Source organism: Mannheimia pernigra (assembly GCF_013377995.1).
Lineage (GTDB): Bacteria > Pseudomonadota > Gammaproteobacteria > Enterobacterales > Pasteurellaceae > Mannheimia > Mannheimia pernigra.
The window spans coordinates 1,813,822-1,828,569 of sequence record NZ_CP055305.1 but is presented as its reverse complement, the minus strand read 5'-3'; the positions used below and the strand labels follow the sequence as shown (position 1 = coordinate 1,828,569).

The 14,748-nt window shown below is 38.9% G+C and carries 12 protein-coding genes; 5 read left to right on the top strand and 7 right to left on the bottom strand.

Features of this window, described 5'->3' with window-relative positions; genetic code table 11:
* The 3 genes from HV560_RS08740 to lptD all read left to right on the top strand — a co-directional run bounded on the left by HV560_RS08740 (position 1) and on the right by lptD (position 4,320).
* Positions 1–468: a DUF2489 domain-containing protein gene (locus tag HV560_RS08740; RefSeq protein ID WP_159631295.1), complete on the top strand. Its 468-nt coding sequence runs from the start codon at positions 1–3 to the stop codon at positions 466–468.
* Entirely contained in the window at positions 468–1,835 is a 1,368-nt protein-coding gene (gene hemN, locus HV560_RS08735) for an oxygen-independent coproporphyrinogen III oxidase (protein ID WP_176812667.1), read from the top strand. Before HV560_RS08740 ends, hemN begins: the two co-directional genes overlap by 1 nt.
* 151 nt (positions 1,836–1,986) lie before the next feature.
* Positions 1,987–4,320 carry an LPS assembly protein LptD gene (gene lptD, locus HV560_RS08730; RefSeq protein ID WP_176812666.1) on the top strand — a complete coding sequence of 778 codons (2,334 nt, stop codon included), beginning with the start codon at positions 1,987–1,989 and terminating at the stop codon, positions 4,318–4,320.
* Positions 4,321–4,489: 169 nt separating this feature from the next.
* Here lptD and ppc read toward each other — a convergent pair whose 3' ends face one another.
* The 5 genes from ppc to trmJ form a co-directional block, all read right to left on the bottom strand.
* Positions 4,490–7,129 (bottom strand): phosphoenolpyruvate carboxylase, encoded by a 2,640-nt coding sequence (gene ppc, locus HV560_RS08725; protein ID WP_176812665.1) that lies wholly within the window; start codon positions 7,127–7,129, stop codon positions 4,490–4,492.
* Positions 7,130–7,394: 265 nt separating this feature from the next.
* The gene (locus tag HV560_RS08720; RefSeq protein WP_176808697.1) at positions 7,395–8,192 is read right to left on the bottom strand and encodes a TPM domain-containing protein; all 798 of its coding nucleotides are present in this window, start codon (positions 8,190–8,192) and stop codon (positions 7,395–7,397) included.
* Positions 8,189–8,647, bottom strand: coding sequence for a TPM domain-containing protein (locus HV560_RS08715; RefSeq protein ID WP_176812664.1), 459 nt, complete (start codon positions 8,645–8,647; stop codon positions 8,189–8,191). The genes HV560_RS08720 and HV560_RS08715 overlap by 4 nt, the downstream gene beginning before the upstream one ends.
* 80 nt (positions 8,648–8,727) lie before the next feature.
* The gene (locus tag HV560_RS08710; RefSeq protein ID WP_176810158.1) at positions 8,728–9,312 is read right to left on the bottom strand and encodes a LemA family protein; all 585 of its coding nucleotides are present in this window, start codon (positions 9,310–9,312) and stop codon (positions 8,728–8,730) included.
* Between the two features lie 115 nt (positions 9,313–9,427).
* Positions 9,428–10,144, bottom strand: coding sequence for a tRNA (cytosine(32)/uridine(32)-2'-O)-methyltransferase TrmJ (gene trmJ / locus HV560_RS08705; RefSeq protein WP_159630481.1), 717 nt, complete (start codon positions 10,142–10,144; stop codon positions 9,428–9,430).
* 210 nt (positions 10,145–10,354) lie between these two features.
* Here trmJ and pntA point away from each other — a divergent pair, with 210 nt between their 5' ends.
* Together pntA and pntB are read left to right on the top strand one after the other, a co-directional pair.
* Positions 10,355–11,896 carry a Re/Si-specific NAD(P)(+) transhydrogenase subunit alpha gene (gene pntA / locus HV560_RS08700; protein WP_176808694.1) on the top strand — a complete coding sequence of 514 codons (1,542 nt, stop codon included), beginning with the start codon at positions 10,355–10,357 and terminating at the stop codon, positions 11,894–11,896.
* A 12-nt stretch (positions 11,897–11,908) separates the two neighbouring features.
* Positions 11,909–13,357 (top strand): Re/Si-specific NAD(P)(+) transhydrogenase subunit beta, encoded by a 1,449-nt coding sequence (gene pntB / locus HV560_RS08695; protein ID WP_176812663.1) that lies wholly within the window; start codon positions 11,909–11,911, stop codon positions 13,355–13,357.
* A 71-nt stretch (positions 13,358–13,428) separates the two neighbouring features.
* On the opposite strand, the gene dcd is transcribed toward pntB, so the two are convergent.
* Both dcd and udk read right to left on the bottom strand, forming a co-directional pair.
* Positions 13,429–14,010, bottom strand: coding sequence for a dCTP deaminase (dcd, locus tag HV560_RS08690; protein ID WP_176808692.1), 582 nt, complete (start codon positions 14,008–14,010; stop codon positions 13,429–13,431).
* 9 nt (positions 14,011–14,019) lie between these two features.
* Positions 14,020–14,667, bottom strand: coding sequence for a uridine kinase (udk, locus tag HV560_RS08685; RefSeq protein WP_159630473.1), 648 nt, complete (start codon positions 14,665–14,667; stop codon positions 14,020–14,022).
* Positions 14,668–14,748: the final 81 nt, after the last annotated feature.

The following is a 14,748-nucleotide window of genomic DNA, read 5'->3' as shown; positions in this document are numbered from 1 at the left end:
ATGCTAAAAATATTCTTGATTGTGCTTGCGGCCCTCATTTTGATTTCAATGGCAGGCTATGCTATTCACTTAATGATGAAAGTGAAGAGACAAAAAAGGCGTGAGCAAGAGTTGATTGAAAAAGCGAAACAATCACAAAAAGAGCGTTACCTTCGTATTTTAGAGAGCATTGATATTATTAGCAGAGCAATGATTTCTGAACAATGTGATCTTTCTGAAGGGGTTTTACGTTTAAAGCCATTATTAGATGTACTAGGCAAAAAATTAAGCTACTATAATGCGATGTGGTCGTTATATCAAGTGGTTGAAAATATGCCGATTTTAGAAGAACGCAAAAATTTAAAACGTAATGAACGAATGAAACTTGATTTAGAGCGAGAAGTAAAAGAAGCTGAGCTTGAAACAGAAATTAAAATCGAGAGTGAGCAATTATTAAAAAATGTGGAAGCAATGAGAAAGGCAGTCTAATGTCAGAAATTATTTGGGATTTAGCCCTTATCCAAAAATATAACCATTCAGGCCCTCGTTATACCTCTTATCCAACCGCATTGGAGTTTAACGAACATTATACTAATGATGATTTTATTGCGGCGGCAGCTCGTTATCCTGAGCGACCGCTTTCGCTATATGTGCATATTCCGTTTTGTCATAAGCTATGCTATTTCTGTGGCTGTAATAAGATAATTACCCGCCATCGCCATAAGGTTGAAATCTATTTAGATTATTTAGAGCGTGAAATTAAAACCCGTGCACCATTATTTACTCACCGTTTGGTGACGCAAATTCACTGGGGTGGCGGTACACCCACTTATTTAGATGAAGATCAATCAGCACGTCTGATGCAGATGTTACGATCTCATTTTGAAATTAGCGAAGATGCTGAAATTAGTATTGAGATGGACCCGCGTGAAATTGAACTGAATATGTTGGATCACCTTCAAGCTATCGGTTTTAACCGAATCAGTATGGGAATTCAAGATTTCGACAAAGAAGTTCAAGCTTTAGTCAATCGTGAGCAAGATGAAGAGTTTATTTTTGCTTTAATGAAACGAGCAAAGGAGTTAGGATTTATTTCCACGAATGTGGATTTAATTTATGGCTTGCCAAAGCAAAATGTAGAAAGTTTTATGTACACACTACAACGTGTGGTGGAACTAAATCCAGATCGTATGAGTGTGTTTAACTATGCACATTTGCCAAGTCGCTTTGCTGCTCAAGTGAAAATTAAAGAAGACTTATTGCCAGCAGCAGAAACAAAATTAACGATTTTACAAAAATCGATCGAATTTTTAGGTGAAAATGGCTATAAATTTATCGGTATGGATCATTTCGCTAAACCAAATGATGAATTAGCCATTGCCCAAGACAAAGGTATTTTACACCGTAATTTTCAAGGCTACACCACACAAGAAGAGTGCGATTTATTAGGCATAGGCGTTTCGGCAATTAGCTTATTGGGCGATACCTACGCCCAAAACCGCAAAGAGTTACAACAATATTATGCAGATATTGAAACCAACGGTATTGCGTTGCATAAAGGCATTGCCCTTACGCAAGATGACTGTATTCGTCGTGATGTGATTAAAGCCTTGATTTGTAACTTCAAATTAGATTTTGCAATCATTGAAACGCAGTACGGCATTGATTTTAATACTTATTTTGCTGAAGATTTTGCTTTCTTAAAACCGTTAGCTGAAGATGAATTATTAGTGATTAATGATGATGGTATTGTGGTGTTACCACGAGGACGTTTATTAATCCGCAACATTTGTTTATGTTTTGATGTTTATTCAAGACAATTAGCGAGAAGACAGCAGTTCTCCCGTATTATTTAATAAACAAGCGGTCATTTTTTTGTGAAAATTTGCAAAAAGCACCTACTTTACTTTGAACGTTGGCTTTACCCACGGCTAAGTGAGATGCCGTGTTGCAAGTGAAAAATCATTTAAAAAATGACCGCTTGTTCCCATTCAGAAAGGAAAAATAATGAAACAGCGTTATAGCTTACTTTCTTTTGCTGTAATAGCAGCTTGTTACAGCAATTATGCAGTGTCTGATTTAAAGCAACAATGTTTGCTTGGTGTACCTCAATTTAAAGGAGAAGTGGTTGAGGGCGATCAGCTTAAAATGCCTGTTACTATTGAATCAGATAGTGCTGCGATTAATCAGCCTCGTGATGCGACCTATACTGGTAACGTAACGATCAAACAGGGCAATCGTTCGATTTGGGCAGATCAAGTTCGAGTTGAACAAGATGGCGAAAATGCTCGTATGGCATATTTGCAAGGTAACTTTAATTATCAAGATAATTTGATTCAAGCCACAGGAACGGATGCCAGCATTTATCTTTTATCAAAAGATGCGAGATTAAGTAATGCGAACTATCAATTAGTAGGCAGACAAGGTCGAGGTACAGCGGAATATGGTGAGTTTGGTAACAATAAACGTACGCTAAAAAATGCGAGTTTTACCTCTTGTTTACCAGATGATAATGCTTGGAAAATTGAAGCTAATGAGATGATTCAATATGTGGAAGAGGAATACGCAGAAATGTGGCACGCTCGTTTTAAAGTGCTTGGCGTGCCTGTTTTTTATTCGCCTTACCTGCAATTCCCGATTGGCGATCGCCGTCGCTCAGGTTTACTCGTTCCAAGTTTTGAGCGTTCAAATAAAAACGGTTGGACTTATTCACAACCATTTTATTGGAATATTGCACCGAATATGGATGCAACTATTACACCAACATATTACTCTCGTCGTGGCTGGCAAATTAGTCCAGCGTTTCGCTATTTAAGCCGAATGGGTCAAGGCTTAGTCGCAACAGAGTATATGGCAAAGGATAGTTTAACTGAATACCAGCCAGAAAATAATGATCGTAAGCGTTATTTACTTCATTGGCGTCATATAATCGATTTATTAACGAATTGGCGTTTCTCTGTAGATTATACCAAAGTAAGTGATAGGCGTTATTTCTCTGATTTTGATTCTGCTTATGGTAGAAGTACAGATGGTTATGCAACTCAGAATTTTACATTAGGGTATTATCAGCCAAACTATAATTTGTCGATTTCAGGAAAAAAATTCCAAACGTTTGATGAATTAAATATTGCACCTTACCGTGTGCTTCCACAAGTTGACTTTAACTACTATAAGCATAATGTCATTAAAGATGGTAATGTGACATTTTTCGCTCAAGCAGCTCGTTTTGAAAATAATAGTAAACTTATGCCAAAAGCGTGGCGTTTCCATGCTGAGCCAGCGTTGAGTTTCCCATTAGCTAATCGCTATGGTAGTTTGAATTCAGAAACAAAGTTGTATGCAACGCACTATTTGCAAACTAAAGGGAGTGAAAGCACGGAGGATGTTAAGAAGCGTGTAAGCCGTGTAATCCCTCAAATTAAATTAGATTTCAAAACTATTTTAGAATCAGATAAACAGTTTTTCTCTGGCTTTAATCAAACGGTTGAGCCAAGATTGCAATATATTTACCGTCCATATAAAAATCAAAGTGGTATTGGCTCTAAAGACCAGAGAAGTGTGAGTTTAGGTTATGATTCCGCTATGTTGCAAAATGATTATTTCTCGCTGTTTAACGATCGTCGCTATAGTGGTTTAGATCGAATTTCTTCGGCAAATTTAATTACAGCTGGTGGAACAACTCGATTCTTTAATAATGAAACGGCTGAAGAAGTGTTTAACTTGAGTGTAGGTCAAACATATTATTTAAGCCCATCAAAAATTGGCGATACATCAGATAACAGCATTGCAAAACGTTCTTCCTCATGGGCTGCAGAATCTAACTGGAAGTTCCATAAAAAATGGAACTGGCATGGTAGTTATCAATACGACACCCGCTTAAACCAAACTGCTTTGGCGAATATGTCATTACAACATAAGCCTCAATTAGATAAATTGATTCAGCTTAACTATCGTTATGCAAGCAAGGATTACATCAATCAAAACTTAAATACGAATAGATATGATCAATCTATCAAACAAGTTGGTGCGGTATTGGGCTGGGCGGTCACGGATAAAGTGTCAGTAATGACGAGCTATTATCATGATCTTGCATTGAAGAAACCTGTTGAAGGGCAATTTTCTTTAAATTATAACACTTGCTGTTGGGCTGCGAATGTGTATGTTGCTCGCCGTTTAGTATCAACACCAGTTGGTTTGCCTGATACCATTAATAATTTCTACTACGATAATAAATTTGGCATTAACTTTGAGTTACGCTTTGGCACAAACTATAGTAACGGTGTTTCAAGAATGTTAAAACGTGGAATAATTCCTTACACCGAGCCTTACGGTATTAACTAAGTAAAAAGAGAGAAAAGCGATCTGCTCCCCAAAAGTTGGACTAAATAACCCGCTGATTAAGGCGCAGATTTTTTTATGGTTAAATATAATCAATCTTTCAAACTACAAGCGGTCGGATTTAGTCAGAATTTTGCAGATTTTTGACTAAATCAGACCGCTTGTCATATAACTAACCGGTATTACGCATACCAGCTGCGATACCTGTGATCGTAATCATTAGAGCTTGTTCTAATTCAGGATCGGCATTTTCCCCTTGACTACGAATACGGTGTAAAAGTTCCACCTGGAGTAAGTTAAGCGGGTCAGTATAAACATTACGCAGTGCGATAGATTCGGCAATCCAAGGCAGATCTGCCATTAATTGACCGTCGTGAGCAAGTGCTAATACGGTTTTAAGATCAGCTTGTAATTGTGTACGAAGCATATTACCTAAACGGTGCAGGTTTGGATCGACTAAGCGTTGATCGTAATATTCAGCTAACCAAACATCAGCTTTACTAAAGACCATTTCTAGCATTCCGATACGCGTTGAGAAGAATGGCCATTCGTTACACATCTCTTTTAACAGCTTTTCATTGCCATCATTAATCAGTTGTTGCAATGCTTGTCCTGCGCCTAACCAAGCAGGAAGCATTAAGCGGTTTTGCATCCAAGCAAAAATCCAAGGAATAGCTCTTAAACTTTCTACGCCGCCTTTAGGATTACGTTTTGCAGGGCGTGAGCCAAGCGGTAAGCGAGAGAGTTCTTGCTCTGGGGTCGCCGCTCGGAAATAAGGTACGAAATCTTCCTCGCCACGCACCATATTACGGTAAATTTGACAAGAAATATTAGACGCTTTGGCTAATACATCTCGCCATTCTTGTTTTGGCTCAGGCGGTGGGAAAATATTAGCTTCTAAAATAGCACTAGCGTAAAGTTCTAAACTTTCAAGTGCAACCGCAGGCAAGCCTAATTTAAAGCGAATCATCTCACCTTGTTCGGTTACTCGTAAACCATTTTTGAGTGATCGAGGAGGTTGAGAGAGTAGGGCTGCGTGAGCTGGGGCGCCGCCACGTCCAATCGTTCCGCCTCGACCGTGAAACAGTGTAAGCTCAATATTGTATTTCTCACATAAATTGACCAGTGCTTCTTGTGCTCGATATTGTGCCCAGCCTGCGGCTAACATACCCGCATCTTTTGCAGAATCTGAGTAGCCTATCATAATCATCTGGTAATTATTAATCACACCACGATACCAACCAATATTAAATAAATCGGTCATCACTTTTTCACTGTGATCCAAATCCCCTAATGTTTCAAACAACGGAGCAACTGGAATGGTAAATTTACAGCCTGCTTCTTTCAATAGAAGATGGACAGCTAAGACATCCGATGCTTCACGTGCCATTGAAATGACATAAGCAGAAATTACACCTTGTGGCTGTTCAGCGACAATTTTACAAGTATCTAACACTTCTTTTGTTTCGGCACTTGGTGTCCAATTATGTGGAATAAGCGGACGACGAGAGTTTAGCTCACGCACTAAGAAAGCCTGTTTATCATCTTCTGTCCAATGCGAATAATCGCCTAATCCGATATAGCGAGTAATTTCTGCAATCGCCATTTCGTGACGGGTGCTTTCTTGGCGGATATCTAAACGAGATAGATTTAAACCAAAGCAACTTATGCGACGTAAACAGTCTAATAATGCACCATTTGCAATAATTCGCATACCACAAGCTTGTAGAGATTCATAGCAGTCAAATAGAGGCTGCCAAAGTTGATCATCTGACGTTAAAATATCATCTTCATCGATGGTAGAAATTCTATCTTCTAAGAGTTCTGCATAATAAATTTCAGTATTGGCTAATTTTTGGCGTAACTCTTTTAACACGACACGGTAAGGTTCTAAATGATCGCCATATTTAGTACGAAATTCAGGTGTACATTGTGTAATAGATAATTCTTCGTTGAGATGTTTAATATCTGCTAAGAATAACTCTGCGGCTTTCCAACGATTCATTCTTAATACGTGGCGAGTAGTTTCAGCTGTCACAAATGGGTTGCCATCACGGTCGCCACCCATCCAAGAGGAAAATCGAACAGGTGCTAGGCTTACTGGATATTGCACATTGAAATGTTTCTCTAAATAAAAATTAAGCTGGCGACAGAACTCAGGTACAGCGGTCCATAAGCTATTTTCAATCACTGCCATACCGCCTTTTGCTTCATCAATAGGCGTAGGACGTTGAGTTCTGATCTCATTAGTATGCCACGCAAGAGCGATAAGCTGCATTAAACGGCGTTTAATTTTATAGCTCTCCGATTCGGTTAAATCATCGTGTTCTAACAAGTCTAAACATTTATTAATTTCAACGTGCTTATGCCCTAAGGAGCGACGAGTTACTTCTGTTGGATGGGCGGTTAAAACTAAATCAATCAGCAGGCTTTCAACGGTTTTAATTACTTTTTCAACTGGAATATTTTGCGATTTTAAGCGAAGAAAAAGTGAATCTAATGAACGGCTTCCTAATAATTTATTGGTATGATGGCGTGAAACCGTTTGATGTTGTTCAGCAATATTAGTGAGGTTTAAAAAATGGCTAAAAGCACGAGCAACAGGCAGAACATCATCATTAGAAATATTGGCTAATTTGTCTAATAATTGCTCACGGGCAGTTTCATCGCCAGAGCGAGAGTCTCTGGATAACACACGAATACTCTCAATTAAATCAAGAATATAATCGCCTTGAGCATCACGGATAGTTTGACCTAAGAAGTCACCTAATATCTGAATGTTATTGTGTATGCTGGAATATTGCTGACTCATAAAAATTTCCTATTATTAATATAAATTAAACTAATTCTAAATATGCCTAAAATAGGTAGAAATAGCAAATATATTTAATTAAAAATTTGGATTAAATGATAAAAATTTGTTGTTTTATCTTAGTGCTTGCTTGGCGAAGCAATTTAACATTACAACCAATGGGCATTTTTAAATATGGGTATAATGCAAGCGGTCTAATTTCCTAAATATTTTGCCAACGCAAGTATTCTAAAAATTTGACCGCTTGAATGTGAGTTTGGAGAAATTACCAGCTTCCGCCAGCACCACCACCGCCTGATGAACCGCCCCCAAAACTATCGCCACTGCCGAAGCTGCTGCCAAACCCTCCTGAATGTCTGCCGAAACCACCATTTCTATGTTGGCTTTCTCTTAACACTCTTCCCAGTTGATCCATTGAGCTTGGGCTAATGTAGGTATGATTGCGTGGGCGGAATATGAGGAAAATCACCATTGCGGCAAACAGGAAGAAAAATAGCCCATCAAATTCTTGTGCTTCGTTCTCGTCGCTGGCGTAAGGTGCATATTCGTCGTTAATGGCTGCCATAATGGCGGATAATCCGCGAGCAATTCCAGCAGCATATTGCTCTTGCTTGAAAAATGGCGTGATTTCATTACGGATAATGCTTGATGCGATAGCATCAGGTAACGCACCTTCTAAACCTCTCCCTGTCGCAATAAAGAGCTTGCGGTCGTTTTTGGCAATCAGTAACAAAATACCATTGTTTTCGTTATTTTGGCTACGCCCAATTCCCCATTTGTTGAATAATGTGTGAGCATAGGTAGAAACGGCTTCTCCTTCTGTGCTTGGCACAATCACTACTGCAATTTGTGAGCTGGTGTTGGCTCGGTTTGCAATTAACGCATCTTCCAAGATTCGCCATTCTTGCTGGCTTAGCGTATTTTTTGTGTAATCCGTAATGTAATAAAACGGATCGGGTGGATCAGGGTAGGTTACCGCCACTGCATTTATGCTAAATGCTGTCAGTAGAATAAATAACAAGCGGTTGAATTGGGTAAAAATGTTGCAAATGGATTTCATCATTTAATCACCACCTCATTAGACAGCTCGTTTTTATCATCTTCTTGATAAGGAAAATAGTAGGCTAAAGGCTCTTCCACACTTTTAATAGCGTCACAAATGGCTTGAGTATAATGTTGGTTTTGGCAATGAGTGCACATTGCCTGATAAATTTTTTGCCAGAAATCATCCCCCACTTTTTGATGAATGCCTTCATCGCCAATGACCGCAACATAATGGGGTTTAAATGAGAGATAAATCAGCACTCCGTTACGCTGTGCGGTCTCTTGCATATTCAATTCATCAAACAGTTGATTTGCTCGCACAATAGCAGCATTTTGCATCTTCTTGATTTTGGCTTTTCGCTCTACCACAACACGCAATTCTGCAGAAGTATGCTGCTCTAAATGAGTGATAGCCTGTTTGATAAGATGAGTATCAATAGGCAATTGATTAGAAAGAAAAGAAAGTAGTCCCATTTCGTCCCCTTAAAAATAAAGCAATAAGCACCGAATTTAAAAGCGCTTATTGCTTTAAAATATAGCTAAATTAATATCACTTAGTTAAAGTTTACTGTTGGTGCTTTATCTGAACCCGCTTCAGATTTGAATTGTGGTTTGGTTTTAAATCCCATCATCATCGCGGCTAATTTAGTTGGGAACTCACGCACCTTTTTGTTGTATTCTTTCACTTTTTCATTAAAGTTATTACGTTCAACATTAATGCGGTTTTCGGTGCCCTCTAATTGTGCTTGAAGATTTAAAAATGCATCGTGAGCTTTTAATTCAGGGTATCTTTCTACTGAAACTAATAAACGAGATAGCGCTGAGTTTACGCCTTGTTGAGCTTCTTGGAATTTTGCCATTTGCTCTTCGGTGACATTGCTTGGATCAACTGTTACAGCGGTTGCTTTTGCACGAGCTTCAATCACAGAAGTTAATGTTTCTTTCTCAAAGTTAGCTTGACCTTTTACTGTGTTGACTAAGTTCGGAATTAAATCAGCACGGCGTTGGTAAGCTGATTCCACATTCCCCCATACAGAGTTAATGTCTTCTTCCGCACGCATTAATTCGTTATATTTTGTTAATGAATAACCACCCACTGCAAGCACTGCGATCAATAAAATCCAAAAAATCTTTTTCATTATTAAGTCCTATAAAATAAAAGAGTGTGAAAAATTATACACATTGTATAGAGAAAAAACGAAGATAGCTAGATGACTGACCAATTTTAATCTTCATAAACTTTATACGGCTTATTTAGTTTGCTTTTTCAACGGCGGTTAGCATTCCTCTTAGTAAATTTACTTCATTCGTTTCCAATTCTGCTCGCTGATATAATCGGCGAAGTTTCAGCATAACCGCTTCATTGCGGATAAAACCTAATTTTTTATATAACCGCTCGGTGTGAGCAAAAAAATGCTCTAACGCTTCTGCTGTAGGATATTCTTTTGCCTCTACAAGCGGTTGTTTTTCTGCTGTTTTTTGCAAATACGCCATACGGATTTCGTAGCTTGCTAGTTGTACCGCCATTGCTAAATTGAGTGAGCCATAATCAGGATTAGTCGGGAAATTGAGGTGATATTGGCATTTCAGCAACTCTTCATTAGTTAGCCCAACACGTTCTCGCCCAAATACTATCGCAACTTTACCAACGCTGACTCGGTTTATCACTAATTCACCACAATCTCTTGGTTCAACTAAGGTATTTTGTAAATGACGGAGTCTGGCACTGGTGCCAATAACGAGTTGGCAATCTGCAATCGCATCATCAAACGTAGCATAAGTTTGGGCGTTATCTAATACCTCTTTTGCGCCCGCGGCAAGCGATCTGGCTTGTTCATCAATAGGCTGTTTGGGTGAGACTAAACGTAAATGAGATAAACCCATTGTTTTCATTGCACGTGCAGCAGAGCCTATGTTGGCTGGGAGTGAGGGTTCGACTAGAATAATCTGAATGTGATTGAAAATTTTCATTGGATTGTGTCTTTTTTGGTTAAATCTTTCTTACGCGAACAGTTTATCAAAATTTTTGTTAGCTTAAAATTTGAAAAAACATCAAATAATCCTTTTAAATAGTAAGATTTTTTTACAAATTTACTCTATTTAGTGGTACATTTAACGTGTTTTTAACTTGAGCCGGCTATTTATTTAGCTTTGAATAATAACAACCATACAGGAGTCTTTATGCTTATTGGTATACCAAAAGAGCTGCTAGACGGTGAAACTCGTGTGGCGGCAACGCCTAAAACCGTTGAGCAGATTAAAAAATTAGGCTTTGATGTCCTCATTGAACAAAATGCAGGCTTTAAGGCGAGCTTTGAAGACAATGCATTTTTAAATGCAGGTGCAAATATCGGCACTCAACAAGACGTTTGGAACTCAGACATTATCTTTAAAGTTAATGCACCAACAGAGTCTGAAATTGAATTAATTAAAGAAGGTGCCACCTTAGTGAGCTTTATTTGGCCTGCACAAAATCCAGAATTAATGGAAAAATTGCAGTCTAAAAAAATCAATGTACTCGCAATGGATGCTGTACCACGTATTTCTCGTGCACAAGCATTAGATGCGTTAAGTTCAATGGCAAATATTTCAGGTTATCGTGCAGTAATTGAAGCCGCTAATTCATTTGGTAGTTTCTTCACAGGTCAAATTACCGCTGCAGGTAAAGTGCCGCCAGCAAAAGTACTGGTGATTGGTGCGGGAGTAGCAGGTTTGGCCGCAATTGGTGCAGCAAATAGTTTAGGTGCTATTGTACGAGCTTTTGACTCTCGCCCAGAAGTAAAAGAACAAGTTCAATCAATGGGGGCTGACTTCTTAGAAATTGATTTTGAAGAAGAAGGTGGCTCGGGTGATGGCTACGCAAAAGTGATGTCGGAAGAGTTCAACCGCCGTGCAATGGAGCTTTATGCAGCTCAAGCAAAAGAAGTGGATATTATCATTACCACTGCGGCTATTCCAGGCAAACCAGCACCTCGCTTAATCACAAAAGAAATGGTGGATTCAATGAAGCCAGGTTCGGTGATTGTAGATTTAGCCGCTGCAACGGGTGGTAACTGCGAATATACCAAAGCAGGTGAAGTTGTAGTGACAGATAACCAAGTGAAAGTGATTGGTTATACTGACTTCCCAGCGCGCTTGCCAACGCAATCTTCCCAACTTTACGGCACTAATTTAGTGAATTTGTTGAAATTATTAGCACCGAATAAAGATGGCCAAATTGAGATTAATTTTGATGATGTGGTGCTACGCGGTGTAACGGTTGTGCGTGAGGGCGAATTAACGTGGCCAGCTCCACCAATTCAGGTTTCAGCTCAACCACAAAAACAAACGGCAGCGTCACAACAAGCGGTCAAAAAAGAGGAAAAATCTGTAAATCCTCGTGTGAAATATGGCGTAATGGCAGGCGTGGGGGCGTTATTTTTATGGATTTCTTCTGTTGCTCCAGCGGCATTTTTATCGCATTTTACCGTGTTTGTACTCGCTTGCGTGGTAGGTTATTATGTCGTTTGGAACGTAAGTCACGCATTACACACGCCACTTATGGCAGTAACTAATGCGATTTCAGGTATTATCATCGTTGGGGCGGTATTACAAATTGCGCAACCAGTGGGTAATTTCTTTATTGATATTTTAGCCTTTATTGCGATTTTAGTTGCCAGCATCAATATTTTTGGTGGCTTTAAAGTTACGCAAAGAATGCTAGCAATGTTTAGAAAAGGTTAAGGAGAACGAACTATGTCTTTTGGATTTGTTACTGCCGCATATATTATTGCCACGCTTCTCTTTATTATGAGTCTGGCGGGTCTTTCTAAACACGAAACGGCAAAAGCAGGTTGCTGGTACGGTATTGTCGGTATGGGAATTGCGTTAGTCGCGACAATTTTTGGACCTCAATCTCACGGTACCATTTGGATTTTAATTGCAATGGCTGCAGGTGGATTCATCGGCGTTAAAAAAGCGATTAAAGTAGAAATGACTGAAATGCCTGAGCTTGTGGCTATTCTTCATAGTTTTGTAGGTTTAGCTGCTGTATTAGTTGGTTTTAATAGCTATGGTTTACATAGTGAAACCTTAATGCCAGCAAATTTAGATGCAGTAGCACAAGCCGCATTTTTAGCAGAACAAGCAACGCTTACTAACATTCATAATGTGGAAGTGTTCTTAGGAATTTTCATTGGTGCGGTAACCTTCTCGGGGTCATTAGTGGCTTTTGGGAAATTAAGCGGTAAATTGTTTGGGCGTAAAGTTTCTTCTGCAGCGTTAAATATTCCGCATAAACACAAATGGAATTTAGCAGCGATTGTTGTTTCGATCTTCCTAATGATTGTCTTTTTAAATCATCCAGAAAATATTTTCCCTGTGTTAATTATGACAGTCATTGCCTTAGCATTCGGCTGGCATTTAGTATCCTCAATTGGTGGGGCAGATATGCCTGTTGTGGTATCAATGCTGAATTCTTATTCAGGTTGGGCAGCAGCTGCAGCAGGTTTTATGCTGAGCAACGATTTATTAATCGTAACAGGTGCGTTGGTTGGTTCTTCTGGTGCAATCCTTTCTTACATTATGTGTAAAGCGATGAATCGTTCATTTATCAGTGTCATTGCTGGCGGTTTTGGTAATGACGTTCAATCTGGTTCAGGCGATACTGAATATGGCGAACATCGTGAAACTAATGCAGAAGACGTGGCAGAAATGCTGAAAAATGCAAGCTCTGTTATCATCACTCCAGGCTACGGTATGGCTGTAGCACAAGCACAATATCCAGTAGCAGAAATTACAGCAAAATTACGTGAAAAAGGTGTGAATGTCCGTTTTGGTATTCATCCTGTGGCAGGGCGTTTACCAGGTCATATGAACGTGTTATTAGCAGAAGCAAAAGTACCTTATGATGTGGTGTTAGAAATGGATGAAATCAATGATGATTTTAAAGATACTGATGTTGTATTGGTGATTGGTGCAAATGATACCGTAAATCCAGCTGCATTAGATGATCCATCTAGCCCAATTGCAGGAATGCCAGTACTTGAAGTATGGAAAGCACAGAATGTTGTTGTATTTAAACGCTCAATGGCAGTAGGTTATGCTGGTGTGCAAAATCCACTCTTCTTTAAAGAGAACACCCAAATGTTGTTTGGTGATGCGAAAGAACGAGTAGATGATATTTTAAGAGCACTAAATAGCTAGAAATGAAAAAAGCGAACATTTTGGGATGAAACATCAAAAATGTTCGCTTTTTTATTACAAATAAAGCACGCTTAATCTTGATTGATCCGACTAAAAATAGCACTTTGTTGATTTTTATATTTTGCGTCTTTACGTGCATTATATGGTTTTTGAGCTTCTCCACTTAATACTTCAAAACTTAATGCACCAATAGCCATATTAGGGCGTAGAGCAAGGGGTAGTTTGCCTGCATTGAAAAATTCTAAGACGATTTTCCCTTCCCAGCCTGGATCGATTCGGTGAGCAGTAACGTGAACCATTAAGCCCAATCTTGCTAGCGAAGAACGCCCATCTAACCAACCAACAATATTTGCAGGTAAGGTAACCGATTCAAGTGTGGTTGCAAGTGCTAACTCTCCAGGGTGTAAGAAAAAAGCTTCGTCATCACTGATGATAATTTCATCACTCATCACGTTATTTAACTGAGCGGTAACTTCTTCACGAGGGCCGCTTAAATCAATATAAGGCGTATTATGTTCACGAAAGACTCGGAATGAATTACCCAGGCGAACATCGGCTGTGGCTCCTGAGATCTTTTCGTCAGAAGGACGAGGGGTAATCGTGATGATGCCTTTATCTAAATAATCTTTAATATCTTTGTCACATAAACGCATATTGAATTCCTATTTGAGTAATTGCTTAATTTGTGCTTTTAGAATATCAATGGCAATACGATTTTTACCGCCTTTGGGCACGATAATATCAGCATATTGCTTGGAAGGTTCGATAAATTGCAAGAACATTGGGCGAACGGTTTTACGATATTGGCTAATAACGGATTCCATTGATCTTCCTCGCTCAACCATATCTCGTCGTAAACGGCGGATAAAGCAAATATCTAATGGAGCGTCAACGAAGATTGATACATTGAGCTGATTGCGGATGTTTTCATCGGTAAGGAGCAAAATGCCCTCTAAAATAATGATTTTTTTCGGCTCGAAGTGTTGAGTAGTGGTTTTACGATTATGCTCAGTATAGTCATATTCGGGGATTTCGATTGCTTCTCCCTGTTTTAATTGGCATAGATGGTGAACTAATAAATGATGATCCATTGAATTAGGGTGATCGTAGTTGGTTTTGATTCGTTCTTCCATTGTTAAATGGGATTGATCTCGATAATAAGCATCTTCGGAAATAATACCGATATTATCCGTTCCTAATTCATATTGTAGTTCTTTATATATTGTTGAGGCAATCAGGCTTTTCCCTGATGCAGAAGCTCCCGCAATAGCAATTACAACACAAGATGGTTGCGAGACAGTATCATTCATAAAATTTTCCTTCAGCTAGAATATTGCGTGAATTATACCTAATTTTTGCAAAATTTTCTGTATAATCGACCGCTTGTAGTT